We start from the raw sequence: 24,834 nt of genomic DNA on the forward strand, positions 1-24,834 counted from the left end.
TCCCTGTCCCGACTCCGTCGGGCCGGGGCCCTCGCCCACTACCGCTGCGTGGGCTCCCTGTCCCGACTCCGTCGGGCCGGGGCCCTCGCCCACTACCGCTGCGTGGGCTCCCTGTCCCGACTCCGTCGGGCCGGGGCCCTCGCCCACTACGCTTAGGGCCATGGGTCAGACCTTGCGTCCTCGCGATATCGCTCGTCTCCGTTTGCACAGCCATGGACTGCTGCCGGGGGCGGACGGATTTCCACGGCCCGGCTTCGAGGACCCCGAGGACGTTGTCCGCTGGATGACCGCGATGCAGGGACAGGACTGGTACTCGGTTCCGTGGTCGCTCGGTGCACGTCTGGTCTTCGGCGCGGACAGCCCGGCGCAGGCGCGAAGTGCTTCCGCGGCGGCCGTCCGGCAGGCCTTTCAAGACGGCCGCATCGTTCGCTCCTGGCCGATGCGCGGCACACTCCACACACTCCTGCCGGAAGATCTCGCTCTCTTCCATTCACTGACCTCAGACCGGCTCATCTCCTCCATGGCGGCCCGGCACCGCGAACTCGCGATCACTGCAGCGGACGGGGAGAAGGCCCGCGATGCGGTGCATGGCACCCTGCGTGGTGGCGGCCGGGCGACGAGGGCGGAACTGTTCGCCGCGTTGGAGGACGCGAAGCAGGGAACCAGAACCCAACGCGGTGCCCATCTGCTGTTGCTCCTCTCGGTCACGGGAACCTTGGTCCAAGGCCCAGTCGGGGAGAAGGAGCACCTTTTCGTCCTCCAGGACGAGTGGATCGGGGACCGCCGTCGTGAGCTTTCGCCGGAAGCCGCCCTGGACGAACTTCTGGAACGCTATGTCCGTAGCCACGGCCCGGCAACCCTCCGTGACTTCGCCTGGTGGACCGGCCTGACGCTCACAGCATGCCGTGCCGCGCAAGGGCGGCTCGGAGCACGTCTGAGGGAATACGAATCACCGTTTCACGGCGACGGGCTGCTACTCAGTTCCGAGACGGCGGACTGGCTGGAGCGACGGAACGGTGAGGCTCTGCCGGGGGCACGGTCCTTTCACCTATTGGCCGGCTTCGACGAGTACATTCTCGGCTACACGGACCGCAGCGCTGTTCTGGCCCCAGAGCATTTCGACCTCATCGTGCCCGGAGGAAACGGCATGTTCAAGCGCACCACCATGAGCGGGGGCATCACCGATGGCACCTGGTCCACCGATTCTCGTGGCACGGTCGTGCTACAGCCTTTCGAGGTGAATGGCACGCACCCGACCCCGCACCGTTCCAGCAGCAAGTGGTCCAGAGCCTACGAGCGGTTCGTCGACGCTCAGCGAATGTAACTGTTCCTTATTCCCGTATCGGAGTCCGGGGAGGTCACTCCTGAGGACCAGTTGACGGTGTTGTCGTTCCCGCTGACCCGCAAAGCCCCCAGTTTTCCGCTGAGGACCACGCCGTTGTGGGCACCAGCGATGGAGAGATCCTGGACGTCGTGGGCATTGAAAGAGCCTCGGTCACCGCCGAGGCTGGCTTTGCCCGCCTTGGCGCTGAGCACCACGGTGGTGTCCGCGCCGGAGACCGTGAGTTCGGCGATCTCGTCAGCGTTCAGGCTCACCGTGGCGGCGGTCGTCTCGACTGATCCCCACTTCTTGCCGATGATCGCGGCCCCAGCGCCGGTCACCGAGAGCTTCTTCGCCGAATCGATGTTCGCATGGACGTTCGCCCCGGTGATGCTGACCGTGCCGCAATCACCGGTGATGACCGCAGAGGCGTCCGCGGCGGTGACCGCGACGTTCTCGCCGGGGGCGCAGTTGCCGTCCGTGGTGATCTCGCGGACGCCTCCCGCTGCGGATTCCGTCGTGGGGCTGGCCGTCCCGGACGGCTGCGCCGCAGGAACAGAACAGCCGGCCAGCGCGAAGCCCACGAGCAGGGTTGCGGCCGCGGTGAGATGGCGCGATGTGGTCAGTGTCATGGCATTCCCCTTGCCGTTGAGTGATGACACACCGATCCTAGCCGGGCTGCCCGCACCATCCGCTTCCCGGTGGAGGTTTGCCCTTCAGACCCCCATACGATCCAGGGCTGCCCGCAGGCGCTCCACAGTGCCGTCGACATCGCCGAGCTTGTCCAGGCCGAACAAACCCATGCGGAAGGTGGAGAAGGTGTCCGGCTCACCGCAGTGCAGCGGGACACCGGCGGCGATCTGCAGACCTTCCTCCTTGAACCGGGCACCGCTGCGCAGGCCCGGATCATCCGTGTGGACCACGACGACGCTCGGCGCAGCGAAGTCCGCTCCGGCGACCGAAGGCAGGCCGCGTTCCTCCAACAGCTCACGGACCCGGCGCCCAAGCTCGATCTGAGCGGCGCGCAAGGCCTCGAAACCGCGTTCCCGGGTCTCCGTCATCTGCACCAGATTGCGCACGATCGTGTCCGTGGGCATGGTCGCGTGGTAGGCGGCGCGGCCCTCACGGTAGGCCTCGGAAATGGACAACCAGGTCCGCAGATCGGCGGCGAAGCTGCTTGACGCACGGGACTCCACGATCTCCAGGGCAGTGCTGTTCAGCATGACGTAACCGACGCCGGGGGAGCCGCTCCAGCCCTTCTGCGGCGCACTGAGCAGCACGTCGACGCCCAGCGACTTCATGTCCACCAGCATCGCTCCCGAGGCGATGCAGTCGAGCACCAGGACGCCTCCGACGTCGTGCACCGCGTCAGCGAGCGAACGCACATAGTCATCGGGAAGGATCATGCCCGCGGCCGTCTCGACATGAGGAGCGAACACCACGGCGGGACGTTCGGTCCGAATGGCAGCGACCACCTCGTCGAGAGGAGCAGGGTTCCACGCCGCCTGATGTTCCTGGCTCTCCGGCTGCGCGGCGCAGACGGTGACGCTTTCGGCGATGGAACCGGCTTCCAGGATCTGGGACCAGCGGTAGGAGAAGAGCCCATTCCTCACCACCAGGGCATGACGGTCTGCGGCGAAGTGCCGGGCGACGGACTCCATGGCATAGCTGCCGCCCCCGTTGACGATGGCCACGCTGTCCGCGCTGTACGCCGTGCGCAGAATCTCCAGGGTCTGCTGCATCGCGGAAACGAAACGCGCGGACATATGGTTCAGGGAGCGGTCGGTGAAGACCACCGAGTATTCCAGAAGCCCGTCCGGATCGACATCGGGGCGGGGCAGCTCAGGCGTGGGAAGGTCCATGTCTCCATGGTGGCATGCCGGGCCCGACCGGGACATCACGACGGCCGCCATGTGGATACCGTGACGCACGCAAAGAAGGGGTGGAGATCCGTCCGGAGCTCCACCCCTTCTCCTGCGTCTGACGGTTCAGAGCCGTCCGGTGGCGATGTTCACCATGCGCCGCAAGGGCTCTGCGGCCCCCCAGAGGAGCTGATCCCCCACCGTGAAGGCGCTGATGTACTCCGGGCCCATCTCCATCTTGCGGATACGGCCCACGGGGATGTTCAAGGTTCCCGAAGCGGCGACGGGGGTGAGGTCGTTCATGGACGCCTCCTTGACGTTGGGCACCACGGTGGCCCATTCGTTGTCGGTGTCGATGATCTTCTCGATCTCGGCGACGGAGAGGTCCTCGCGGAGCTTCAGGGTGAGCGCCTGGGAGTGGGAGCGCATGGCGCCGATGCGCACGCACAGGCCGTCCATGATGATGTGATCCTCGCCTGCGGTGCCGAGGATCTTGTTGGTCTCCACCCCGGCCTTCCACTCCTCACGGCTCTGGCCGTTGCCGAGGTCGGAGTCGATCCAGGGGATCAGGGAACCGGCCAGCGGCACACCGAACTGAGCCGCGTCCACACCGTCGCGCTGGTGGGCGAGCACCTTGCGGTCGATCTCCAGGATGGCCGAAGCGGGGTCGGACAGCTCGCTGCTGACCTCGGCGTTCAGGGTGCCGAACTGGTTCAGCAGCTCGCGCATGTGGCGGGCGCCGCCGCCGGAAGCGGCCTGGTAGGTCATGGAGGTGCCCCACTCGACCAGGCCGTTCTTGAACAGGCCGCCCAGGCCCATGAGCATGCAGGACACGGTGCAGTTGCCGCCGATGAAGTCCTTCACGCCGGAAGCCAGGCCGCGGTCGATCACGTCGCGGTTGATCGGGTCCAGGACGATGATCGAGTCGTCTTGCATACGGAGTGTGGACGCCGCGTCGATCCAGAGGCCGTCCCAGCCGCGCGAGCGGAGTTCACCGTGGACCTGCTTGGTGTAGTCGCCGCCCTGGGCGGTGACGATGATGGGCAGCTTCGCCAGAGCCTCAATGTCGAAGGCGTCCTCCAGCTTGCCGGCGCCGTCGGCGAACGACGGCGCGGCACCTCCTGCATTGGAGGTGGAGAAGAACACGGGATTGATGCTGGCAAAGTCGTTCTCTTCCTGCATGCGGTGCATGAGGACGGAGCCGACCATGCCACGCCACCCGACAAAGCCAACGGAGGGCACGGCTGCTGAAGTCATGACCCGATTTTACGCAGGTACACCGACATGTTTCCGCCGGTTACGTCACAGCGACGACCCCGGCTGGCGAGCTCAGCCCTCGGATGCCTCGGCTTCCAGCGCGGCCCGGCGCTTCTTCAAGGCCCACCAGGAACCGAAGACGAACACCTGGGTCACCAGGACCAGCACGATCACTCCGGCGATCCGGTTTCCACCGAGGATCATGAACAGCCCGAGGACGGCCGTGACCAGCCCCAGGAGCGGGAAGAGCATGTAGCCCAGGACGAAGAGGATGTCGGAACGCGAGAGAAGGTGCTTCATGAATGCCTTTGCGGGTACGGATCGGATGCGCGCCTCAGGCGCGTTCCCAGAGCGTGAAACGGAAGCGCGTCCCGTTTGAAGATGTCAGCCAGCCATCGGCGCCGTCCGGTGTGGGGGTGGGAGAGACGGCGGTGCGTGTCCACTCGGCCGGCAGGACGGGCGCGTGCGTGTCGCCGTCGACGTCGGAGTCGATCACGGTGATCACCGCGAAGTCGGTCTCCGGGAGCGCCTGGCGGAAGATCTCCCCGCCGCCGATCACATAGCGCAGACCGTCCCCGGCCTCGCTGTACGCGGCCTCCAGCGACGGTACGACGACGGCGCCCTCCGCCTCGGGAGTGCCCGCCCAGTCCTCGCGGCGGGTCACCACGATGTTGGTGCGGCCGGGCAGCGGACGGTACTTGGCGGGGAATGACTCCCAGGTCTTGCGGCCCATGATGACGGGTGTCCCCGCTGTGACGGTGCTGAAGTGTTTCATGTCCTCGGGCACATGCCAAGGCATGGTGCCGCCGGCGCCGATCACACCACGGGTGGTCTCGGCCCAGACCATGCCGGTGCCGTGGAGACGCGGCCGGATCTCTTCTGCGAAGGCCGTGGGATCGACGGGGCTCATACGGCCACCGGGGCCTTGATGCCGGGATGGTGCTGGTAGTCCACGACCTCGAAGTCCGCGAAGTCGTAGTCGAAGATGCTTTCCGGCTTCCGTGCGATGTGCAGGGTCGCGGACGGCAGCGCGTCCCGGCTGAGCTGGAGTTCGACCTGTTCCACGTGGTTGTCGTAGACATGGCAATCACCGCCGGTCCAGACGAAGTCGCCGGCTTCCAGATCCAGCTGCTGCGCGATCATGTGTGTCAGCAGGGCGTAGGAGGCGATGTTGAACGGCACGCCGAGGAACATGTCCGCGGAGCGCTGGTAGAGCTGGCAGGACAGCTTGCCGTCTGCGACGTAGAACTGGAAGAAGGCGTGGCACGGAGGCAGCGCCATGTCCGAGATCTCCGCGACGTTCCAGGCGGAGACGATGTGACGGCGGGAGTCCGGATTGCTTGCGAGATTCCGCATGAGCTCGGCGATCTGATCGATGTGGCCGCCGTCCGGAGTCGGCCAGGAGCGCCACTGAACGCCGTACACGGGCCCGAGCTCCCCGGCGTCGTCGGCCCACTCGTCCCAGATGGAGACGCCGTTCTCTTGCAGCCAGCGCACATTCGAGTCGCCGCGGAGGAACCAGAGCAGTTCCAGGGCCACCGACTTGAAGTGCACGCGCTTGGTGGTGATCAAGGGGAATCCCTCGGCCAGATCGAAGCGGATCTGGCGCCCGAAGACGCTACGCGTCCCTGTCCCCGTCCGGTCCGATTTGTGCGTGCCATTCTCCAGGACGTCGCGCAGCAGGTCCTCATAAGGAGTGGGGATGCTCATGGCTCCAGTCTAGTGCGGATCACCGACGAGATCTCTTCGAAGCCCACCCCGTAGGCTCTGCTGAGGTCCACCAGGCGTTCGACGGCGTCGCCGAGCTCGGGCGGAAGACCACCGTGGGGCATCGGGGTGTCCGCGGGGGCGACGACAGTGCTTCCTGAGCGACGGGCGGTGCGTATCAACCCGGCGGCTTCGAGCTCCCGGTAGGCGCGGGCGACCGTCCCGGCGGCGAGTCCGAGGTCGCCGGCCAATGCGCGGACGGTGGGGAGCCGCGCTCCATCCGGCAGTTCCCCGCTGCGGATCATGGCTTCGAACTGAGCCCTCACCTGCTCGAACGGCGGCACCGGAGAATCGAGTCGGACCGCGACGGTGGAATTCATGCGCGCTGCGGCTCCAGGTCCGGGGACATCTTCTTCCGGGGCGCCGGGTCCACACCGCTGAGCGCCCAGAGCAGCACGGCCAGCAAGAGCATCAGGGGACTGACGAAGCCCATGACATTGACGATCACGATACTCCGCCCTCCCTCCTCATAGCCGTCGCTGATCCGGACCGGCAGTAGGAGCTGGAACAGGAGGAGGGCCGAGAGGCCGAGCAGGATCGATCCGGTCCAGAGGGCCATCCGCTGCCACCGTTCCTGGAGGAGACCGGCCGGCTCCGATGCAGGGAGCGCCGCCTGGAGCGTATGGCGTGCTGTCATCCGGGCTGCGAGAAGTGCCGAGCCGAGAAGTGCCAGAATACTGACTCCGACCACGACCGTGGAGGCGGTGGCCCTCTCGTTGTGAGGACCTTCGTTCGAGAGGGTGGTCCAGAAGGCGCCGGCCAGAGTGAAGAGACTCGTGAATCCGCAGAGGAGTGCGGTGGCCAGGGTGCTGCGCCGAGGGAGCGGCATGCGGACGGGCCCGGCATCCTCAACTCGTGGGATCCGGGTCGCGCACCAGCAGTTCCACAGCAGATGGAGCACCCCCGCCCCGGCCAGGATGATCGCCTGCTGCAGCCCGGAGCCGCTCAGGAGGAGGCTGCCGCTCAGCGCCAGCGCTGTGAGAATGCCGAGGGGGACGGCAGGGAGCACTGCGAGACGGTGCCAACGCAGGGCCGGATCACTGGGCGTCTGGCGCTCGGCTGTCCGCGAGGCCGCGGGCCAGCGCCACATGACGATCAGCACGAGAAGGTTGAACGCCCCTCCCACGTTGATGCCGGTGCCCGACGCCTGGCCGGGCAACGGCAGCAGATTGAGCCCGGTGGCGATGGCAGCCAGGCCTGAGGCGATGGTGGCGGAGGTGCGCAGCAGCCGGTTCATGGAGAGCGTCCGCAGTACAGCGTTCTCCTCGGGGCCGAGCCCCGTGAGCTGTCGGCGGTGGGCGATCAACAGAAGCACCGCTACGGTTCCGGTCGCCAGGGCCAGCCAGGCACTGCCTAGCCAAGCGGCCGTCACGGCGCCGGGCAGCAGGCCGGGAGCGGGCACTGCGGAGGGTGAGGGGTTCTCTCCGGCCGGCATGCCGGCAAGCCCGACGATGGAAAGGATCAGGCCGAGGCTCACCAGGAAGACAAGCGCGGTGACGACGGCGAGCCTTCGAGGAAGGAAGTCCTGGACCGTGCGTCGTTGCACTTCCGCGATCCGTACCGTGCGACGGTCCCCGGGGTAACTCAGCTGGCCGAGCGCGTGGATGCCGAGGACCAGGATGACAGGCAGGAAAAGCGCCCATGGTGAGGTGAGCGGGTCGGAGGCGCCCGAGGGGAGGCGGCCGAACGACGACGCCGGCTGCAAAGAACTCGCCATCCAGCCCAGGACGCCGACCGTGAGGGAGTGTTTGGCCGCCGTCGTCGTACTGGTTCCTTCCCGTCCGTCCGAGGCGAGGTAGCGGAGCACGAGGAACACGATGGCGGCACCGGCCAGCGCCATCCCGAAGGGAACATAGTTTGCGAACTGCTGTGAGATGTTCATCGGACCCCCTCGGAGTTTTGTATCAAGTGTTTGATACAAAAATCGCTTCGTCAAGAGGGAACGCACAACGCGGGGTCACTTCGGGCCCAATCCAAGCATCGGATTGGGCCCGAAGTGACCCCGCGTCGGGGAAGGAAGGAATCAGAGGGCGGCCGCGTCGAAAAGGGCTGCGACCTCGGCCGGGCCCAGCCCGCTGACCGGGTCCGCCGGGCCGTCCTCGGTGATCCCGGCGAACTCCCAGCCCTCGCCGTCGCGTCGCAGCTGATAGGAGCTCAGTCGCTCCAAGGTGGCGACGGAGACCGTGGCGGTGCTGTCCGGCGACTCCTCGGCGTGCTGGTGCAGGATGGAGACGGCCACCTGGGACGCCGTCAGTTCCTCGGGAAGGGGAGTGGCGAACCAGGTGCTGAAGATCCCGGGCTGGAGCAGCAGCCGCAGTTCCTTCTGCTCCACGAGCACCACCTTCGCGTTCTCCCCATCTGCGGTGCCGACCTCCACGGTGATCCACAGGCGTCCGTCGCCCAGCGTCTGGGCGAGGAGGGAGGCGGCGCCGCTGACGCCGAGGCCGTCCTCCTCGGGCTGGACGAAGCCACGGGCTGCAAGAGCCGACAGGCCCACATTGGCCAGTTCCTCGTCCCCGGCCCAGTCACCGGCGCCGAGAGCGTCGACCGAGCGCGCATGGCCGGGCCCTTCAAAGCTGTTCAGCAGGAATGCCAGCTCGGCGATTCCGAAACCCACGGGCTCCGGGTTGGTGTTCTCAGTCATCCTTCTAATTCCTTCAGCTCGTCGTCAGTCGTCGTAGGGCCGGTACTGTTCCACGGACACCACGGTGGGCCGGGAACCCCCGGTCACCTGGAGCACGAGCACCTCGCCCGGCGTCAGGTACGGATCGGCGGTGGGCAGCCGGCCCGTCAAGGTGGTGTTCAGATGCGTGGAGATCTGTCGCAGAATCGTCGGCAGCGTGGGCCGGTGCACGCAGACCGCGGCGGGAACGCCCTTGTCGAAGACGGCTTCGAAGGCCGCGGCCGTCTTGCGCGGCTTCCGTTCGTGACTGTGCTCGGTGAGAGCATCCACGAGCTTCACTTTGACCTTGTTCGCCTTCACATACGGCGCGATCGTGGAGATGCACCGTTTCCACGGGCTGCTCACGATCCGCTCCGGACGCCAGACACCCAGCAGGCCTTTGACCGCCTGGGCCTGCCGGAGCCCTGAGGCCGCGAGTGTGCGGTCACCCTCGCCCTTGGTCCAGGAGGCTCTGGGCTTGGCCTTGGCATGACGGACGACCACGAGTGGCCAGGTGTCCAGCAGCTCGTCCTCGTAGGTGGACACCAGAGCGGCGAGAGGTTCCCGGTCCGAGGTGTTGCTCAGCAGTTCCGCCGCGCGGGACGGCGTGCACCACAGCAGGCTGTCGACTTCCTTGCCGTCCTGACGGACCCGGGCGTTCTGCGCGTTGATCGCCCAGTAGTGAACCACCTTCAGCCCTGCCGACACCCGGTAGTGGATGCTCGGCAAGGGAATGCCGAGCCCCGCCCGCAGACTGATCTCTTCGAAGATCTCCCGTGAGGCGCACTCGGGGATGGTCTCTCCCGGGTCGAGCTTGCCCTTCGGCCAGGACCAGTCGTCGTAGCGGGGGCGGTGGATCAGCAGGACCTCCAGCTCGCCCCGGTTGATCCGCCAGGGCAGACCTCCGGCCGCGACGACGGCGACCTTCTCGCCCGGGTGTTCACTCTGATCGGCGGTGGGGGAGTCCGCGCGTTCGTGCGGCATCAGCGGAGGGACCCGGAGCTGCGCTGGCGCGAGCGCGAGGCCAGGAGCCAGGACTGGACGTCGAGCAGCGGCGTTCCGTCTTCCGCCTTGTGGTGGCGTTCCCATTCGCCCTCGTCATCCAGGTGCCAGCTCGCCGTCCCGGGATCCACATAGCGGTTCATCAGGCTGATGAGGTCCTGGATGTCGTCCTGGTTGCTCAGCTGGACCAGGGCTTCGACCCGGCGGTCCAGATTCCGGTGCATCATGTCCGCAGAACCGATGAAGACCACGGGGTCGCCGTCGTTGGCGAAGGTGAAGACGCGGGAGTGCTCCAGGAAGCGCCCCAGCACGGAACGCACCGTGATGTTCTCGCTCAGGCCCGGGACGCCGGGACGCAAGGAGCAGATGCCACGCACGATCACGTTGACCTCGACGCCGGCCTGGGAGGCCCGGTACAAGGAGTCGATGATCGCCTCATCCACCATGGAGTTGACCTTGATCTGCACCTTGGCCGCCTTGCCTGCGCGGGCATTGCGGATCTCCTGATCGATCCGCTCGATCAGACCGCTGCGCACGGAACGCGGGGCCACCAGCAGCCGCTTGAAGGTGGACTTCGGAGCGTAGCCGGAGAGCTGGTTGAACAGCTTGGACAGATCCTCGCCCACCTGATGATTCGCGGTCAGCAGGCCGAGGTCCTCGTAGTAGCGGGCCGTGCGGGGGTGGTAGTTGCCCGTGCCGATGTGGCAGTAGCGGCGGATGCCGTCCGACTCCTGCCGGACCACCAGGGACAGCTTGCAGTGCGTCTTCAGACCCACGATGCCGTACACCACGTGCACGCCGGCCTGCTCCAGCTTGCGGGCCCAGGAGATGTTGGCCACCTCGTCGAAACGGGCCTTGATCTCCACCAGAGCCAGGACCTGCTTACCGGCCTCGGCCGCGTCGATCAGGGCGTCCACGATCGGGGAGTCGCCACTGGTGCGGTACAGGGTCTGCTTGATGGCCTGCACCTTCGGATCCGCTGCCGCCTGTTCCAGGAATGCCTGAACCGAGGTGGAGAAGGAATCGTACGGGTGATGCAGGAGGATGTCCCGGCGGCGCATGGCGGCGAACACGTTCGCGGCCTTTGAAGTCTCCGACTCGTTGAGGTAGCGCGAGGTGTGCGGGACCTGCTTGGGGTAATGCAGATCGGCGCGGTCGATTCCGGCGATGACGGACAGGCCGCGCAGATCGAGGGGTGCCGGAACGGCGACCACTTCGGACTCGTCGATGTTCAGTTCGCGGACCAGGAGGTCCCGTACCGCGGGATTGATATCGGTGGTCACTTCGAGACGCACCGGTGGGCCGAAACGACGCCGGAGGAGTTCCTTCTCCAGGGCCTGGAGGAGGTTCTCGGCATCGTCCTCCTCCACCTCCACGTCCTCGTTACGGGTGACGCGGAAGGTGTGGTGCTCCACGACCTCCATGCCCGGGAAGAGCTGGTCCAGATGGACGGCGATGACTTCTTCAAGGGTGATGAAACGGGCCACCCGGCCGGGTACGGCTCCGGCGCGCGGGCCGTCGACGGCGATCAGGCGCGGCAGCTGGTCCGGCACCTTGACGCGGGCGAACAGTTCCTTGCGGGTCACGGGGTTGCGGACCACGACGGCGAGGTTCAGGGACAGCCCGGAGATGTACGGGAAGGGGTGTGCGGGATCCACCGCCAGCGGGGTGAGGATCGGGAACACCTTCTCCGTGAAGAGGGTGCTCACCCGGTGCTGGGCCTCCTGATCCAGTTCGGACCAGTGCATGAGGTGGATGTGCTCGTAGGCCAGGCCCGGACGGACCTGCTCAGCGAAGACCCGGGCATGGCGTTCCTGCAGCGTGCGTGCGGCATCGCTGATCTGTTCCAGTACCTCCACGGGGCTCAGACCCGCGGGGGAGGGGACGGCCAGGCCCGTGGCGATGCGGCGCTTGAGGCCGGCCACACGGACCATGAAGAACTCGTCCAGATTGGACGCGAAGATGGAGAGGAAATTGACCCTCTCGAGAAGGAACAGGTCCGGATCCTCGGCCAGCTCGAGGACCCTGGCGTTGAATTTCAGCCAGGACAGCTCGCGGTCCAGGAAACGGTCCGGACTGATGTCACCCTCGGGCAGCAGGCTCGGCTCCTCGAACTCAGGAAGCTCGATCCGGTCCTGGGTGGCCCGTGCGGCGTTGACCTCGGACGAGCCGATGCGGGAAGGGGTTCTGCCCATGGTCCCGGTGGAAGCCCCATTGTCGCTGCTCATGCCACACTCCTAACGCTGCAGTCGATCAACCTCAACCTTACAGAACGGAAGGGGTCAGTTCGCCGGGTTTTTCCGGTACATGACGTCGCTGTCCCAATGGGCGAATCCCAGGCTTTCGTAGAGGCGCACCGCGGGGGTGTTGTCGGCCTCCGTGTAAAGCAGCACGGTCCTGGCGCCATGCTGCCGCAGGTACTCGATGCCCTTGCGGGTGAGGGTCTTTCCGAGGCCTTTCCCCTGGGAGCTTGGCACGATCCCGACCACGTAGACCTCGCCCTGGGCGGGGTGCCCAGCGAGCGCGGGCTGCATCTTGGTCCAATGGAAGCCTGCGATCCGGTCCTCGGCATCGACGGCGAGGAGGAACCCCTCCGGGTCGAACCACGGCTCCGCCATGCGTTCCCGCAGATCGCTGAGGGTCATGCCGCCTTGCTCCGGGTGATGAGCGAAAGCCGCCGCGTTGGCCGCGAGCCACGCGTCCTCGTCCTGGCCCGGCACGAAGCTCCGGATGCGGTGGCCCGGCGGAAGACCGTCGTCGTCGGACGCTCCCGTGGCAGGCGAACTGAGCCGCATGCGCCAGAGCTCCCGGACCTTGGTGAATCCGAACTGCTGTGCAAGATCCTCAGCCGCCGCGGAATCGCCGTGGGACCATGCCTGGACGCCGTCCAGGGTTCCCTGGGCGTCCTGGAGATCGGTGGCGAGACGGAGACCCACGCCGATGTTCCGGTAGGAGGGGTGCACGGCCATTTCGAGCACGGACTCCGCCTCGCTGCGGGTCAGCACCGCGAAACCCGCCAAGCCGGATTCAGCGGGCGTCGGATCCTGCGTGAAGGGGTCTTCCGGCGCATAGACCGCATGGACCAGGACCTCCTGGCCGGCGTTGCCTCCCGTGCGCAACCCGATGACGGACTGTTCGGACACGGGCGGCGTCCCATCCGCGGATTCAGCCGCGGCGAGGAGAGCCTGCGCTTCCCCGAGCACCGGGCCGTCGAGGGGCGCGGTGAGGCGATGGACCGGCCAGTGGGACGCGTTCGCGCTAGTCATGGCACACAGCCTAGTCGGGGCGGGCGACGAGGGGCACCGCCCGGGGCTTCACGCCTCGGCGGGTTGTTCGTCCTGTTCACGCGTCATGGTCAGCCGGTACCCGACATTGCGCACCGTGCCGATCAGCGTCTCGTGGTCCGGCCCCAATTTGGCGCGCAGTCGCCGCACGTGGACGTCCACGGTGCGGGTTCCGCCGTAGTAGTCGTAGCCCCAGACCTCGGTGAGGAGCTGTTGGCGGGTGAACACTCTGCCCGGATGCTGCGCGAGGTATTTGAGGAGCTCGAACTCCTTGAAGGTCAGGTTCAGTGCAGAGCCGTTGACCCTGGCGGTGTAGCTCGCTTCGTCGATCACGACGCCGGATGCGCGGATCTCGGTCTCCGCCTCGTCCTCCGGCGAGGAGCTGCGGGCCAGGGCCAGGCGGATGCGGGCCTCGACTTCGGCGGGACCGGCGGAGTCCAGGACGACGTCGTCGACGGTCCACTGGGCCGAGATCGCAGCCATTCCGCCTTCGGTGAGGATCAGCAGCAGCGGGACGGACAGGCCGGTGGCCTTCAGCAGTTTGGTCAGGGACCGGGACCCGACCAGGTCCTTCCGGGCGTCGAGGAAGATGATGTCGCACGGCTCGGTCTCGAGGAGCGCGGTGGGCTCGGCGGGCAGGATGTGCACCTTGTGATTGAGCAGCTCGAGGGCGGGCAGGATGTCCACCGATGAGTCGGTGCTGTTCGTCAAGAGCAAGAGTTGCGACATTGTCCCCTCCATGGATCGGGAGCGCGTCGTCGAGCTTGATACCCCAGTATATCGAGCCGCACGCTTCGGCGAGTTAGACGCGTCACAGTCGCGCGCCCCACCCGCCGCGGACCGGGATGGGCCTGCGGGCCCCGGATGGGGGAGGATGGAGGGGTGAGCCCTGCACCTTCGCCTTCAGCCAACGACGACGCCGGTTTCGCCCTGCTGGGCGGCGGCGCCCGCGGCGGCTCCGGCCGCCCCGCCGGACTGCGCTCCACAGGTCACGGTTATCTGACCGTGGGAATCGCTTCGCTGGTGGCCCTGGCAGTGCTGGGCGTGGCCCCCTGGCTGGGGACGGTGGGGCACATGGCGGTCTGCATCGTGGTGGCGGTCGTTTTCGGTTTCGCGTGGCCGCAGTATCTGGCCATCCCGGCCCGCAAGACCCTGGGCGGCATCATCGCCGCGGTCGGCGCGCTTTCCGTGGTCGGAACCGTCGTGGTGCCGGGCCCCGGATTCATGGCCTGGTCGGCACCTCTCATCGCGCTGGGTCTGATGGCCGTCATGCTGGTCGAACTGATCCGTGGCACGGGCCAGCCGCAACGGCTCGAATCGACCTTCGGTGCCAGCGGAGGGGTGCTGCTCGCAGCGCTCGGGGCCGGCTGGGTGGCCAACGTCCGGCTCGGAGGCCTGCGGGAGATGCTGGTGGTGGTCGTGGCGTGCGCCGCGGTCGCCGTGGCGGTCGGCCTCATCCGGTGGCCGGACCGCATCGTAGCGCCTCTCGGGGTGGTGCTCGCCGTTCTGGTGGGCCCCCTGGTCGGCTTCTTCAACCCTGACATCTCCATGCTGCCGAGCGCTCTGCTAGGCCTCGCGGCAGGAATCCTCGTGGTCTGCTTCCGGCGGCTCATCACCTATCGCGTGCATCACGCCTCCCTGGTGGGCGCCATCGCGCTCGGAGTGGGCCCGGTGCTGGCGCTGGGGAGCGTGGCTTATTTCCTCGGCAAGCTCCTGCTCATCTAGCCCTCCGAGTTGAGGATAGGATGGGCACATGTCCGTCCTTGCATTTGAGATTTTCTTCCTGGTCCTGCTCGGCATCGCGGGTATCTCCATGGCCTGGTTCGCCGGGCTGGTGGTCTACCGGCTCTTCAAGGGCCAGAAGTAAGCCGTGCCCATCGAAATCCCCAGCGACCTCACCCCGGAGCTGGTCCCCCTTTCCTGGTTGATCGGTGACTGGGAGGGCCGTGGCCGTCTGGGCACCGGTGAAGAGGGCTCCGAGCACTTCGTGCAGCGGGTGACCTTCGCGCACAACGGTCTGCCGTATCTGCAGTACCGGGCCGAAAGCTGGCTGTGTGACGATGAGGGGACCATTTTGCGGCCTCTGACCGTGGAGATGGGTTTCTGGGCGCTGGAGCGCAAACTGGTCGAGGCCGATGGCGGCCCCGGCATGGTTCCCGCCGAGATCGTCCCGGCCCTCAAGACCGCTGACGATGTCGAAGCGATGCGCAACGCTGATGGAGGCTTCGACATCTCCGTCTCGATCTCTCATCCCGGCGGGATCTCGGAGCTCTACTACGGCCAGATCAAGGGCCCGCAGGTCCAGCTCAGCACCGACATGGTGATGCGTGGCAGCCATTCGAAGAGTTATTCGGCGGCCACTCGCATCTTCGGGCTGGTCGATGGCAAGCTGCTCTGGCGTTGGGATGTCTCCGAGGGGCAGCAGGCCGAAGGGAAAGCCGAAGCCGGCCTGGAAGCGCACGCCTCCGCCATCCTGAGCAAGCTGTCCTGATTTTCCGGACTCCGTCCGATCGGCTGGACGAGCAGCAGGAATAGCCCTCACGCGAGGAAGGTTGCACCCGGTATGGAGTACACGAGCCCGCTTCTGTCGCGCCCTGCCGCCGTCGTTTCATCCGGTGTTGATGCGGGCGTCGCCGCACACTACGGTCAGCCGCTGAAGGAGCAACGCGCCCTCGCGCAGGGCCGGGCCGTGGTGGATCTCTCGCATCTCGGGGTGGTCACCGTCACCGGTCCGGACCGGCTGTCCTGGCTGGACACGCTGTCCTCGCAGCGGGTCAACGCTCTTGCGCCCGGGGAATCGACCCAGCTGCTCCTGCTCGACATCCAGGGGCGCATCGAGTTCGACATCAGAATGGTCGACGACGGCGCCACCGCCTGGCTCATCGTCGAACCAGGCCTTGCGGAGCCGCTGGCGCAGTTCCTGGACCGGATGCGCTTCATGCTGCGGGTCGAGGTCTCTGACGTGACGGACTCCTGGGCGGTGCTCGGCGGGACTGCCGGGCTGGAGGCCTTGGAGGGGCTGAATCGCTGGCGGGATCCGTGGCCCGAGGTGAGCGCCGGTGGTTATTCCTACGCCGTCGTCGCGCCGGACGATCATCCTGGCCGGGGCCGTCCCTGGATCGAGTGGATCGTGCCGCGTTCTGAGCTTGAGAGCCGGACCGCCGGTCTCGAACTGGCCGGAATGATGGCGGCCGAGGCGCTGCGCATCGCAGCCTGGCGCCCCCGCCAGGGTTTCGAAACGGACAGCAGGGCCATTCCTCATGAACTGGATCTGATCCGCACGGCGGTGCACCTGGCCAAGGGCTGCTACAAGGGTCAGGAGACGATCGCGCGCGTGCACAATCTCGGACACCCTCCGCGTCGGCTCGTGTTCCTGCAGCTCGACGGCTCTCAGCACACGCTGCCTGCCTTGGACAGCCCTGTGGTCCTGGACGGGAAGACCGTCGGCAGGCTGAGCAGTGTGGCGCAGCATCATGAGATGGGCCCGATCGCGCTGGCATTGGTCAAGCGCTCGGTGGATGCCGGGGCCGTGCTGACCGTCGTCGATTCGACAGGCTCTCAGGACGCCGAGGGTGAAGCGGTGGTGGAGGAGTATCCCGCGGCGCAGGAGGTCATCGTGGCTCCTGACGCCGGCCAGGTGGTGGGCCGTCAGAGCGGCTTCCTGCGCGCTCCACGCTGAGTTCTCGCCCGGATGTGGCGCGGATCTCCCTCTCCGACTATTCCACCTGGAATAATTGGTGTGGAATGATGGTTGCCTCCCTACGAATCTGATCCACGTAGAACCGGACGCCATACCATGACCCGAACGTCGTTGACCCCTCTGAGCCTGGCGGCCCTCGGCCTCCTCCGGGAGAAGCCGCGGCACCCCTATGAGATGTACCAGACCCTGGTGCTCCGAGGGGAGGACCGCATCGTCAAGGTCCGTCCGGGCACCCTCTACCACGCGGTCGCTCGGCTCGCCGAGCTGGGGCTCGTGGAGGAGGACGGCGTGGAGCGGGATGGCAAACGGCCGGAACGCACGGTCTACCGGATGACTCCCGACGGCGAGGCCGCTCTGAAGGCAACGGTGGAGCACATGCTGGGAGACGCCGGGAACACCTTCCCGCCGTTTCCCCTGGCACTGGCCGAGGCGCACAGCCTTCCTGCCGAACGCGTGGTCGATCGACTGAACGTCCGACTGGAGGGCCTGCGTGAACGGCTCGCCGAGTACGACGCCCTGGAGGGCGGAGCACTCGAACGGGAGGTCCCGCCGGCCTTCTGGATCATCGTCAAATACCAGCAGCATCTGCTCGCCGCGGAGATCGACTGGCTGGAGGGCATGGTGGGGGAGATCCTCACCGGCTCCCTGGACATCAATCCCTGCCCCTGAACAACCGACCCGGCACCGACACCCCTGGGGCCGGACATACTCGACACTGAAAGGTTCCTTCCCGTGGAACAGATCGCCCGACCTTGGCCAGCTCTCTGGTCCTTGGTGATCGGCTTCTTCATGATCTTGGTGGACAGCACGATCGTGAACGTGGCCAATCCCAGGATCATGGAGGGCCTGAACACCGACATCAACGCCGTCATCTGGGTCACGAGCGCCTATCTGCTCGCCTACGCGGTGCCCCTGCTCATCACCGGTCGCCTCGGCGACCGTTTCGGGCCGCGAAACCTCTACCTGACTGGCTTGGCGGTCTTCACCCTCGCCAGCCTCTGGTGCGGGCTCTCCGGCAACGTCGAGATGCTCATCGCGGCCCGTGCAGTGCAGGGCCTGGGCGCCGCGCTGATGGCGCCGCAGACCATGGCCGTCATCACGCGCATGTTCAAGCCGGAGGAACGCGGCTCCGCCATGGCCCTCTGGGGTGCCACGGCAGGCGTCGCCACCCTGGTGGGTCCGCTGCTCGGCGGCCTGCTGGTGGACAGCCTCGGCTGGGAGTGGATCTTCTTCGTCAACGTCCCGGTCGGCATCATCGGCTTCCTGGCCGCGGTGCGCTTCGTCCCCAAGCTGAAGACACACCGGCACCGTTTCGACTGGACCGGCGTGCTGCTGAGCGCCGTCGGCATGTTCCTGCTGGTGTTCGGCCTGCAGGAAGGCCAGAGCTATGACTGGGGAACCGTCACCCCCGGGATCACCGTCTGGGGCCTGATCATCTCAGGCGTCGTCGTCCTGGTGCTCTTCGTCCTCTGGCAGGCGATCTACCGCAACCGCTTCAACGGCGAACCGCTCATGCCGCTGGACCTGTTCAAGGACCGGAACTTCAGCCTCGCGAACCTGGGCATCAGCCTCATGGGTCTGACCATCAGTTCGATGATGCTGCCGCTGATCTTCTACATTCAGATGGTCCGTGGCCTGACGCCCACCCAGTCGGCGCTGCTGATGGCGCCCACCGCCGTCGTCTCCGGCGTGCTGGCACCCGTGGTCGGCAAGTGGATCCCGCGGATGAACCCGAAGGTGGTCATCCCCTCGGCTTTCGCACTGATGTCCATCTCGCTGTTCCTATACTCGTTCCTGACCACTCCGGACACCCCGGTGCTCATGTACCTCATCCCGGCCGCCATCCTCGGTGTGGCCAGCTCGGGCATCTGGGCGCCGATGAGCGCGACGGCGTTGCGCAACCTTCCGCCGCAGAAGGCCGGCGCCGGATCCGGCATCTACAACTCCACTCGTCAGGTCGGTGCGGTGCTCGGTTCCGCGGCGATCGCCGCGCTGATCCAGGCACGTCTCTCGGCCGAGCTCCCGCACGCGCCGGGCGGCCAAGGCGCGCCAAGCGGTGAGATGGCCACCGGTGTGCTGCCGGAGTTCCTGCACGCCGGATTCTCCACGGCCATGTCGCAGGCGATCCTGCTTCCGGCCTTCGCGATCCTGGTGGCCGCCGTCGCGACCCTGTTCTTCATCCGCCCGGCGGCTCCCGCCAAGGCACCGGAGCAGCAGAAGGTGTCCCAGGACTGACCTCCCCGCGCACCTCCCCGCGAAGTAACAGTTGACGCCCTGAAAACCGAGTTTTCAGGGCGTCAACTGTTACTTCGCGGGGCTCAGCCGAAGAGCACAGCGGCCTCATCGTAACGATGGGCAGGCACCGTCTTGAGGTTGCCCAGAGCGTTCTCGAAACTCACGTGTTCGATCTCGGTTCCCTTGAGCGCCACCATGGTCCCCCAGCGGCCGTCCACCACGGAATCGATGGCGGCCATGCCGAGACGGGTGGCCAGGACGCGGTCGAAGGCGCTCGGCACTCCGCCGCGCTGGATATGGCCGAGGATCGTGGCCCGGGTTTCGATTCCCGTCCTGGCCTCCAGCTCCGGCGCAAGCTGATCCGCGATGCCACCCAGCCGGGGACGGCCGAAGGTGTCCAGACCTCGTTCCGAGTGCGGGGCTTCCAGATGATCGGGAACGAAGCCCTCGGCCACCACCACGAGTGGGGCACGTCCGCGGTCATGGGCTTCCTTGACCCATTCCGCGATCTGCTCGATGCCAACTCGCTGTTCCGGGATGAGGATCGCGTGGGCGCCGGAGGCCATCCCGGCGTGGAGCGCGATCCAGCCGACGTGCCGTCCCATGACCTCGGCGATCATGCACCGGTGGTGCGATTCGCCGGTGGTCCGGAGCCTGTCGATGGCTTCCGTCGCGATCTGTACCGCGGTGTCGAATCCGAAGGTGTAGTCCGTGGCGTCCAGATCGTTGTCCACGGTCTTCGGCACGCCCACGATCTTGAGGCCGGCATCAGTCAGACGACGGGCGGCTGCCAGGGTGCCTTCGCCGCCGATCGCGATCATGGCGTCGATGCCGAGGCGATCCATATGACGCTTGATGGTCTCCGGCCCGCCGCCGTTCTCGAACGGATTGGTGCGGGATGTGCCGAGGATCGTGCCGCCCTGCTTGGCGATGCCACGGACCAAGGTCCGGGGGATGTCGATGACATCCCCTTCCACCACGCCGCGCCAGCCGTCCCGGAAGCCGACGAACTCGTGTCCGTGGATCGCGATGCCCTTCAGCACGGCTCCGCGGATCACGGCGTTCAGGCCCGGGCAGTCGCCACCGCTGGTCAGGATGCCAATTTTCATGGGTCGTTCGTCCTTCATGGTTGGGAACAGGAAGAGCGCCCCATTGAGCCCACGCCAATTCTACGGTCCACTGTGACGTGGACGACAAGGGCCCCCGCCACTATGACGGGGGCCCTCACCGTGCCGCAGGCTACTTGACGCCGCGGTTCTGCAGGAATCCCTGCAGGATGATCCGGTCATCCTTGGAGTCGGGGAGCAGGAACCACAGGGCGAGATAGATGACGAACGCCGGGCCGGGAAGCAGGCAGAAGATCAGGTATCCGATCCTCACCCAGGCCACGTCGACGCCGAATTTCGCACCGATTCCGCCGCAGACGCCCCCCAGCCAGCGTTCCGGTCCGCGCTTGAGCCCAAGGCTCCTGATGACGCTGAAAAACTTCTCCATGGCTTCTAGCCTTCCTTGTGTCGTCTCGATTGTCACGCGATGCCGTCGCCGCGGCCGGGGGAACCCGCGGCCGCCCGTAGCCGTGCCCGCCGGCGCGATGCCGCAGAGAGGAGACCGCCGATCACCAGCGCCGCCCCGGCTCCCAGCATGACCCCGATCAGGACATAGCTTCCTTCCAGGACCACGAGGCCCAGGCGGGAGACGATGATGAGCCCGGCCAGGACGATGATCAGCAGCCCCCAGACGACCGTGCCGACCCGCGCGCCCTGAGTGAACTGAGCGAACTGCTCCTGTTCATGCCAGGCCGGCGGGAAGCCGGGCGTCGTCTGCCCTGACCCTGCGGCCTGTCCTGGTCCCTGTGCCTGCGGCAAGGGGAGTTGCGACGGCAGGGACTGTTCTGAGGACGGAGGCAGCGGCTGCGGCTCCGGAACCGTCCAGGCGGACGGCAGGGGCCCAGTCCCGGGCTCCGCCGTTTCCCCGGACGGCGTGCCGTCCGTGGCGGTCCCTGGTTCCTCGCCCGCCACGGGCAGGACGTGGGTGTCCGGATGTTCTCCGGGCAACGGCAGACTCACGGTCTCCTCCTCGTTGCGCGCCTGTCCTCCGGTTTCGGGCTGCGGTGTCTGATCGCTGCTCATCGCTGGCTTCCTTCCTGCACCGTGATGTTGCTGAACGTCCCGTGGAGCTGGACGATGAGGGGTTCGCCGGACTTGCCGGCATTGAGCGTCGTGCTTCCCTGGTCCGCAACGTGGCCGCTGTCGCTGCCGTTCGTGTCCAGGCTCGAGAAGGTCAGATCGGTGCGGAGCTGAACCGGGATGTCCTGCGGCAGGATCAGGACGGCCTTGCCGGCCGTCACGTCGACAGGAACGACGACGGAGGAACCGAGCGGGCCGGCGTGGCCCAGTGTGCTCAGGTCGATGGTCCCGTTTCCGGCCGTGAGTTCGAAGCCTTGCCCGGCCTGATCCAGGCTGCTCGGATTCCAGTCCCGGTTGGCGAAGCGGACCTGTTCCCCATGAGGCGTCATGGTGAACAGCGCGCCGATGGCCAGGCACACGACGGCGAGGAAGCCGATGAACCCGGAGCTGCGGCCGCGAAGACCGGCAATGAGGATTCCGAGACCGAGCACCACGGCTGCCGCCGCCCAGGCCACGGCGTTGACCACGTCACCGAGAGGAAGCATCCCCGCGACGTCGAGGGCTTTGATACCTCCACCGACCAGCAGTGCACATCCTGCGGTCACGGCGACCAAGGAGCCTCCGGGGCCGCGATGGCGCGGTTTCCGGGGCGGCTGTGGCGCGGGCTGCCGGGGAGGCTTCGGCGGGCGAGGGGCTGAGACCTTGGGCTGTTTCGCAGGGAGAGGGGTTGTGATCCCGTCAGCGACCGCCGGTTCCCCCAGGACGGTCGCCGTGGCAAAAGGGAAGCCGCCGTCTCCGGACCCGGGCGACGCCGGATGACCGGAGCCCGCGGGAGCCGCTGAGTCGGGGGTGACCGGATGCTGAGCACGGCGATTGCGCTGATACTCCACGATCATGTAGATCACCGCTCCCGCCACGGCCAGCCAGAACAGCGTCCAGAGCAGACCGCCGAGGCCGTTCCAGCCCCAGGCCCAGAAACCGCGGCCGAGGCTGGGAAGCCCGATGATGGTCATGATGACCGCGCCCGTCATGCCGGTGCTCCAACGGCCTGCCCCGGCCTCCTGAGCGTGGATGCGGCCATCCGGCTCCGGCAGGAGCGCCCAGGCGAGACCGTAGAGCAGCACGCCGATCCCGGCGAAGACCGCCAGGACGATGAACAGGCCGCGGACGATCAGGGGGTCGACGCCGAAGCGATGTCCCAGGCCGCTGGCGACGCCACCGAACCAGCGGTCGCTGCCGCGGACCAGTCCTTGACGTCTGATCCAGGAGAAGAAGGCGTTGGGTCCCTGTCCGGGCGACGGTTCGTGGGCCGGCCCGTCGTGTGGTCCGGCACCGCTGCCGGACGCATCCCCCGCTGCGCCGTTCGGCGTCCGGGGGTCCTCAGGAAGAGTGCTGTCAGTGTTCATGTTTCGATCCTCTCCTCCGCACGGTCCCCGGCTCTACTGGGGGATCCCCTGAACCATCCCTGAGTCACCCCTGGGAAGGCTCGGGGAGCACCCCGGAGCCACCGGATCCGTGCTTGGATAAAGACCATGACATCCCCCGTGCAGCGTCCTCCTCTGGTCCGCGGCGATGACCGCGTGATCGCGGGCGTCTGCAGCGGGCTGGCGGTCCATCTCGGCTGGCCGGTCAAGCGAGTCAGGATCGGGATGCTGCTCTCCGTGCTGGCCGGAGGCGCGGGTCTTCTCTTCTACGGCTGGCTCTGGACTCTGGTCCCCACCGCCGGTGAGCGTTCGCGTGCTTCGGCCCGCCGTCCGGCGTCGCCCATCGCTCCCGCGGTCAGCGCTCCGTCGTCGCCGGCTCAGGGTGCTTCGGGCCCGACGGCGGAACCGGACGCGGGCGGCGTACCGGGCCGCGCCGGAGGTTCCCCGCTGAACCGTGCCTTCCGAACTCCCTGGGGTAAAGAGATCCTGCTCGGTGCCGGCCTTGTCCTGCTGTCGGTGGTCCTCATCGCCCGGCAGCTCGGTGCCGACATCCCCCTGGGCACCTTGATTCCCGTGGCCGCGATCCTGGGCGGGGCAGCCATCGCCTGGATGCAATTGGACGAGTCCCGCCGTGAGGACCTGGTGGATCGCGCGATGGTCCGGCAGGCCGGTGGCTGGGGCCGGCTTCTCGCGGGCCTCGCGCTCGTGATCGCCGGAGTGCTGGTGATGGTCTCCGGCTCGGGCTCCTGGGAGCAGAGCTGGGTGGCGCTCCTGGCATCCTTGACGGTGCTGGGCGGCGTCGCCCTGGTCCTCCTGCCCTGGGGTTTGAAGTTCTGGCGGGATCTGGAGAACGAACGCGCGGCCCGGATCCGCGAGACGGAGAGATCTGAGATCGCTGCGCATCTGCACGACTCGGTGCTCCAGACCCTGGCCCTCATCCAGCGCCGAGCGTCGTCCGAACAGGACGTCGTCCGCTTGGCCCGGGCCCAGGAACGCGAGCTGAGGACGTGGCTCTTCGGTGATCTGAACAGGGACACGGGCCTTTTGGCGGAGCGGATCAAAGCGGCCGCGGCCGAGGTCGAAGACGCCCACGGCGTCCCCTTGGACGTGGTCACGGTGGGCGATACGGAGATGGGCAGTGGGCATGAGGCATTGGTGCAGGCAGCCCGGGAGGCCATGCTCAACGCGGCCCGTCACGGCGGCGGTCAGGTCTCCGTGTACCTCGAGTGTTCGGATCGAGGGGCGGAGGTCTTCGTCAAGGACCGTGGGCCGGGCTTCGAACTGGATGCCGTGCCGGAGGACCGGTTGGGCGTCCGGGAATCGATCATCGGGCGCATGAAGAGACACGGTGGCACGGCGAGCATCACCAGCGGGCCGGACGGGACCGAAGTCCGGCTCCGGCTGCCGACGGACCCGCCGGACGGTCCCCGCGACAACCGGCCCGCAGCACAGAACAGAACGCAGGACGCATCAGCACAGCAGGAGAAGTCATGACGGAGGAACAGCAGTCCGCAGACCGCACGGTCAGGGTGGTGATCGTGGACGATCACGCGATCTTCCGCTCGGGGCTCAAGGCCGATCTGCGCGACGGGATCGATGTGGTGGGTGAGGCGGGGAATGTCGACGACGCCGTCGCCGTCGTCACGCGGAAGGAACCCGACGTCGTGCTGCTGGACGTTCACCTGCCTGGCGGGGCGGGCGGCGGCGGTCGTGAAGTGATCAACCGTTGTGCGGCTCAGCTCAACCGCGTGCGGTTCCTCGCGCTGAGCGTGTCCGATGCGGCCTCGGATGTGGTCTCGGTCATCCGGGCGGGCGCCCGTGGCTACGTCACGAAGAGCATTTCCGGGACCGAGATATCCTCCGCGGTGCACCGGGTCGCGGGAGGAGACGCCGTGTTCTCCCCGCGGCTGGCCGGTTTCGTGCTGGACGCCTTCGGAACGTCCGTCGAGGACATCGCCGACGATGAACTGGACCGTCTTTCCGCCCGTGAGCTGGAGGTCATGCGTCTCATCGCCCGTGGCTACAGCTACAAAGAGGTGGCGAAGGAGCTTTTCATCTCCATCAAGACGGTGGAGACGCACGTCTCCGCCGTGCTGCGCAAGCTGCAACTCTCCAATCGTTACGAGCTGAGCCGCTGGGCCGCGGAGCGCCGGCTGCTCTGAGACTCCGGCGGGTCCCTCCGCCGCCGGACTGA

The 24,834-nt window shown here is 67.1% G+C and carries 25 protein-coding genes; 8 read left to right on the top strand and 17 right to left on the bottom strand.

Features of this window, described 5'->3' with window-relative positions; all coding sequences use genetic code 11:
* Positions 1 to 160 precede the first annotated feature (160 nt).
* Positions 161 to 1,324 carry a winged helix DNA-binding domain-containing protein gene (locus ACIPXZ_RS00580; protein WP_400590086.1) on the top strand — a complete coding sequence of 388 codons (1,164 nt, stop codon included), beginning with the start codon at positions 161 to 163 and terminating at the stop codon, positions 1,322 to 1,324.
* On the opposite strand, the gene ACIPXZ_RS00585 is transcribed toward ACIPXZ_RS00580, so the two are convergent.
* From ACIPXZ_RS00585 to ACIPXZ_RS00645, 13 genes are all read right to left on the bottom strand, one after another.
* The gene (locus ACIPXZ_RS00585; protein WP_400590088.1) at positions 1,312 to 1,953 is read right to left on the bottom strand and encodes a DUF3060 domain-containing protein; all 642 of its coding nucleotides are present in this window, start codon (positions 1,951 to 1,953) and stop codon (positions 1,312 to 1,314) included. The two genes, ACIPXZ_RS00580 and ACIPXZ_RS00585, sit on opposite strands and share 13 nt — an antisense overlap.
* Positions 1,954 to 2,037: 84 nt before the next feature.
* Positions 2,038 to 3,183: an aminotransferase class V-fold PLP-dependent enzyme gene (locus ACIPXZ_RS00590; protein ID WP_400590089.1), complete on the bottom strand. Its 1,146-nt coding sequence runs from the start codon at positions 3,181 to 3,183 to the stop codon at positions 2,038 to 2,040.
* 126 nt (positions 3,184 to 3,309) lie between these two features.
* Positions 3,310 to 4,440 (bottom strand): aspartate-semialdehyde dehydrogenase, encoded by a 1,131-nt coding sequence (gene asd, locus ACIPXZ_RS00595; protein WP_400590091.1) that lies wholly within the window; start codon positions 4,438 to 4,440, stop codon positions 3,310 to 3,312.
* A 72-nt stretch (positions 4,441 to 4,512) separates the two neighbouring features.
* Positions 4,513 to 4,740, bottom strand: a complete 228-nt coding sequence (locus ACIPXZ_RS00600) for an NF038396 family protein (protein ID WP_400590093.1) — start codon at positions 4,738 to 4,740, stop codon at positions 4,513 to 4,515.
* Between the two features lie 34 nt (positions 4,741 to 4,774).
* Positions 4,775 to 5,350, bottom strand: a complete 576-nt coding sequence (locus ACIPXZ_RS00605) for a dihydrofolate reductase (protein ID WP_400590094.1) — start codon at positions 5,348 to 5,350, stop codon at positions 4,775 to 4,777.
* Positions 5,347 to 6,150: a thymidylate synthase gene (locus ACIPXZ_RS00610; protein WP_400590096.1), complete on the bottom strand. Its 804-nt coding sequence runs from the start codon at positions 6,148 to 6,150 to the stop codon at positions 5,347 to 5,349. Before ACIPXZ_RS00610 ends, ACIPXZ_RS00605 begins: the two co-directional genes overlap by 4 nt.
* Positions 6,147 to 6,527 (bottom strand): GntR family transcriptional regulator, encoded by a 381-nt coding sequence (locus ACIPXZ_RS00615; RefSeq protein WP_400590098.1) that lies wholly within the window; start codon positions 6,525 to 6,527, stop codon positions 6,147 to 6,149. Before ACIPXZ_RS00615 ends, ACIPXZ_RS00610 begins: the two co-directional genes overlap by 4 nt.
* Positions 6,524 to 8,089, bottom strand: a complete 1,566-nt coding sequence (locus ACIPXZ_RS00620; RefSeq protein ID WP_400590100.1) for a hypothetical protein — start codon at positions 8,087 to 8,089, stop codon at positions 6,524 to 6,526. Before ACIPXZ_RS00620 ends, ACIPXZ_RS00615 begins: the two co-directional genes overlap by 4 nt.
* 141 nt (positions 8,090 to 8,230) lie before the next feature.
* Positions 8,231 to 8,851 (bottom strand): hypothetical protein, encoded by a 621-nt coding sequence (locus tag ACIPXZ_RS00625; protein WP_400590102.1) that lies wholly within the window; start codon positions 8,849 to 8,851, stop codon positions 8,231 to 8,233.
* Between the two features lie 24 nt (positions 8,852 to 8,875).
* Complete coding sequence (locus ACIPXZ_RS00630) at positions 8,876 to 9,853, bottom strand: NUDIX domain-containing protein (protein ID WP_400590103.1); 978 nt, start codon at positions 9,851 to 9,853, stop codon at positions 8,876 to 8,878.
* Complete coding sequence (locus ACIPXZ_RS00635) at positions 9,853 to 12,099, bottom strand: RNA degradosome polyphosphate kinase (RefSeq protein ID WP_400590105.1); 2,247 nt, start codon at positions 12,097 to 12,099, stop codon at positions 9,853 to 9,855. The genes ACIPXZ_RS00630 and ACIPXZ_RS00635 overlap by 1 nt, the downstream gene beginning before the upstream one ends.
* Positions 12,100 to 12,153: 54 nt before the next feature.
* Complete coding sequence (mshD, locus tag ACIPXZ_RS00640; protein WP_400590107.1) at positions 12,154 to 13,137, bottom strand: mycothiol synthase; 984 nt, start codon at positions 13,135 to 13,137, stop codon at positions 12,154 to 12,156.
* Between the two features lie 48 nt (positions 13,138 to 13,185).
* Entirely contained in the window at positions 13,186 to 13,884 is a 699-nt protein-coding gene (locus ACIPXZ_RS00645; protein ID WP_400590108.1) for a winged-helix domain-containing protein, read from the bottom strand.
* Positions 13,885 to 14,037: 153 nt separating this feature from the next.
* Here ACIPXZ_RS00645 and ACIPXZ_RS00650 point away from each other — a divergent pair, with 153 nt between their 5' ends.
* From ACIPXZ_RS00650 to ACIPXZ_RS00670, 5 genes are all read left to right on the top strand, one after another.
* The gene (locus tag ACIPXZ_RS00650; protein ID WP_400590110.1) at positions 14,038 to 14,880 is read left to right on the top strand and encodes a permease; all 843 of its coding nucleotides are present in this window, start codon (positions 14,038 to 14,040) and stop codon (positions 14,878 to 14,880) included.
* 145 nt (positions 14,881 to 15,025) lie between these two features.
* Positions 15,026 to 15,646: an FABP family protein gene (locus ACIPXZ_RS00655; protein ID WP_400590112.1), complete on the top strand. Its 621-nt coding sequence runs from the start codon at positions 15,026 to 15,028 to the stop codon at positions 15,644 to 15,646.
* Positions 15,647 to 15,718: 72 nt separating this feature from the next.
* Complete coding sequence (locus ACIPXZ_RS00660) at positions 15,719 to 16,834, top strand: YgfZ/GcvT domain-containing protein (RefSeq protein WP_400590113.1); 1,116 nt, start codon at positions 15,719 to 15,721, stop codon at positions 16,832 to 16,834.
* 117 nt (positions 16,835 to 16,951) lie between these two features.
* Positions 16,952 to 17,524, top strand: a complete 573-nt coding sequence (locus ACIPXZ_RS00665; protein ID WP_400590114.1) for a PadR family transcriptional regulator — start codon at positions 16,952 to 16,954, stop codon at positions 17,522 to 17,524.
* A 63-nt stretch (positions 17,525 to 17,587) separates the two neighbouring features.
* Positions 17,588 to 19,090: a DHA2 family efflux MFS transporter permease subunit gene (locus tag ACIPXZ_RS00670; RefSeq protein ID WP_400590115.1), complete on the top strand. Its 1,503-nt coding sequence runs from the start codon at positions 17,588 to 17,590 to the stop codon at positions 19,088 to 19,090.
* Between the two features lie 83 nt (positions 19,091 to 19,173).
* Here ACIPXZ_RS00670 and ACIPXZ_RS00675 read toward each other — a convergent pair whose 3' ends face one another.
* The 4 genes from ACIPXZ_RS00675 to ACIPXZ_RS00690 all read right to left on the bottom strand — a co-directional run bounded on the left by ACIPXZ_RS00675 (position 19,174) and on the right by ACIPXZ_RS00690 (position 22,622).
* Positions 19,174 to 20,199, bottom strand: a complete 1,026-nt coding sequence (locus ACIPXZ_RS00675; RefSeq protein WP_400590117.1) for a 6-phosphofructokinase — start codon at positions 20,197 to 20,199, stop codon at positions 19,174 to 19,176.
* A 130-nt stretch (positions 20,200 to 20,329) separates the two neighbouring features.
* Positions 20,330 to 20,584, bottom strand: a complete 255-nt coding sequence (locus ACIPXZ_RS00680; protein ID WP_400590118.1) for a PspC domain-containing protein — start codon at positions 20,582 to 20,584, stop codon at positions 20,330 to 20,332.
* A 32-nt stretch (positions 20,585 to 20,616) separates the two neighbouring features.
* Complete coding sequence (locus tag ACIPXZ_RS00685) at positions 20,617 to 21,219, bottom strand: hypothetical protein (RefSeq protein WP_400590120.1); 603 nt, start codon at positions 21,217 to 21,219, stop codon at positions 20,617 to 20,619.
* Positions 21,216 to 22,622 carry a PspC domain-containing protein gene (locus ACIPXZ_RS00690; protein WP_400590122.1) on the bottom strand — a complete coding sequence of 469 codons (1,407 nt, stop codon included), beginning with the start codon at positions 22,620 to 22,622 and terminating at the stop codon, positions 21,216 to 21,218. The genes ACIPXZ_RS00685 and ACIPXZ_RS00690 overlap by 4 nt, the downstream gene beginning before the upstream one ends.
* A 126-nt stretch (positions 22,623 to 22,748) precedes the next feature.
* On the opposite strand from ACIPXZ_RS00690, the gene ACIPXZ_RS00695 reads away from it, so the two are divergent.
* Together ACIPXZ_RS00695 and ACIPXZ_RS00700 are read left to right on the top strand one after the other, a co-directional pair.
* Positions 22,749 to 24,134 (top strand): PspC domain-containing protein, encoded by a 1,386-nt coding sequence (locus tag ACIPXZ_RS00695; protein ID WP_400590124.1) that lies wholly within the window; start codon positions 22,749 to 22,751, stop codon positions 24,132 to 24,134.
* Complete coding sequence (locus tag ACIPXZ_RS00700) at positions 24,131 to 24,802, top strand: LuxR C-terminal-related transcriptional regulator (RefSeq protein WP_400590125.1); 672 nt, start codon at positions 24,131 to 24,133, stop codon at positions 24,800 to 24,802. The genes ACIPXZ_RS00695 and ACIPXZ_RS00700 overlap by 4 nt, the downstream gene beginning before the upstream one ends.
* Positions 24,803 to 24,834 lie beyond the last annotated feature (32 nt).

Origin of the sequence: Arthrobacter sp. NPDC090010, assembly GCF_044748305.1 — a bacterium.
Lineage (GTDB): Bacteria > Actinomycetota > Actinomycetes > Actinomycetales > Micrococcaceae > Arthrobacter_E.

Bases quoted from the DNA above. Each gene is read 5' to 3' on its own strand.
- ACIPXZ_RS00580 (WP_400590086.1), top strand. From the start codon at position 161: ATGGGTCAGACCTTGCGTCCTCGCGATATCGCTCGTCTCCGTTTGCAC.
- ACIPXZ_RS00585 (WP_400590088.1), bottom strand. From the start codon at position 1,953: ATGACACTGACCACATCGCGCCATCTCACCGCGGCCGCAACCCTGCTC.
- ACIPXZ_RS00590 (WP_400590089.1), bottom strand. From the start codon at position 3,183: ATGGACCTTCCCACGCCTGAGCTGCCCCGCCCCGATGTCGATCCGGAC.
- asd (WP_400590091.1), bottom strand. From the start codon at position 4,440: ATGACTTCAGCAGCCGTGCCCTCCGTTGGCTTTGTCGGGTGGCGTGGC.
- ACIPXZ_RS00600 (WP_400590093.1), bottom strand. From the start codon at position 4,740: ATGAAGCACCTTCTCTCGCGTTCCGACATCCTCTTCGTCCTGGGCTAC.
- ACIPXZ_RS00605 (WP_400590094.1), bottom strand. From the start codon at position 5,350: ATGAGCCCCGTCGATCCCACGGCCTTCGCAGAAGAGATCCGGCCGCGT.
- ACIPXZ_RS00610 (WP_400590096.1), bottom strand. From the start codon at position 6,150: ATGAGCATCCCCACTCCTTATGAGGACCTGCTGCGCGACGTCCTGGAG.
- ACIPXZ_RS00615 (WP_400590098.1), bottom strand. From the start codon at position 6,527: ATGAATTCCACCGTCGCGGTCCGACTCGATTCTCCGGTGCCGCCGTTC.
- ACIPXZ_RS00620 (WP_400590100.1), bottom strand. From the start codon at position 8,089: ATGAACATCTCACAGCAGTTCGCAAACTATGTTCCCTTCGGGATGGCG.
- ACIPXZ_RS00625 (WP_400590102.1), bottom strand. From the start codon at position 8,851: ATGACTGAGAACACCAACCCGGAGCCCGTGGGTTTCGGAATCGCCGAG.
- ACIPXZ_RS00630 (WP_400590103.1), bottom strand. From the start codon at position 9,853: ATGCCGCACGAACGCGCGGACTCCCCCACCGCCGATCAGAGTGAACAC.
- ACIPXZ_RS00635 (WP_400590105.1), bottom strand. From the start codon at position 12,099: ATGAGCAGCGACAATGGGGCTTCCACCGGGACCATGGGCAGAACCCCT.
- mshD (WP_400590107.1), bottom strand. From the start codon at position 13,137: ATGACTAGCGCGAACGCGTCCCACTGGCCGGTCCATCGCCTCACCGCG.
- ACIPXZ_RS00645 (WP_400590108.1), bottom strand. From the start codon at position 13,884: ATGTCGCAACTCTTGCTCTTGACGAACAGCACCGACTCATCGGTGGAC.
- ACIPXZ_RS00660 (WP_400590113.1), top strand. From the start codon at position 15,719: ATGGAGTACACGAGCCCGCTTCTGTCGCGCCCTGCCGCCGTCGTTTCA.
- ACIPXZ_RS00665 (WP_400590114.1), top strand. From the start codon at position 16,952: ATGACCCGAACGTCGTTGACCCCTCTGAGCCTGGCGGCCCTCGGCCTC.
- ACIPXZ_RS00675 (WP_400590117.1), bottom strand. From the start codon at position 20,199: ATGAAAATTGGCATCCTGACCAGCGGTGGCGACTGCCCGGGCCTGAAC.
- ACIPXZ_RS00680 (WP_400590118.1), bottom strand. From the start codon at position 20,584: ATGGAGAAGTTTTTCAGCGTCATCAGGAGCCTTGGGCTCAAGCGCGGA.
- ACIPXZ_RS00685 (WP_400590120.1), bottom strand. From the start codon at position 21,219: ATGAGCAGCGATCAGACACCGCAGCCCGAAACCGGAGGACAGGCGCGC.
- ACIPXZ_RS00690 (WP_400590122.1), bottom strand. From the start codon at position 22,622: ATGAACACTGACAGCACTCTTCCTGAGGACCCCCGGACGCCGAACGGC.
- ACIPXZ_RS00695 (WP_400590124.1), top strand. From the start codon at position 22,749: ATGACATCCCCCGTGCAGCGTCCTCCTCTGGTCCGCGGCGATGACCGC.
- ACIPXZ_RS00700 (WP_400590125.1), top strand. From the start codon at position 24,131: ATGACGGAGGAACAGCAGTCCGCAGACCGCACGGTCAGGGTGGTGATC.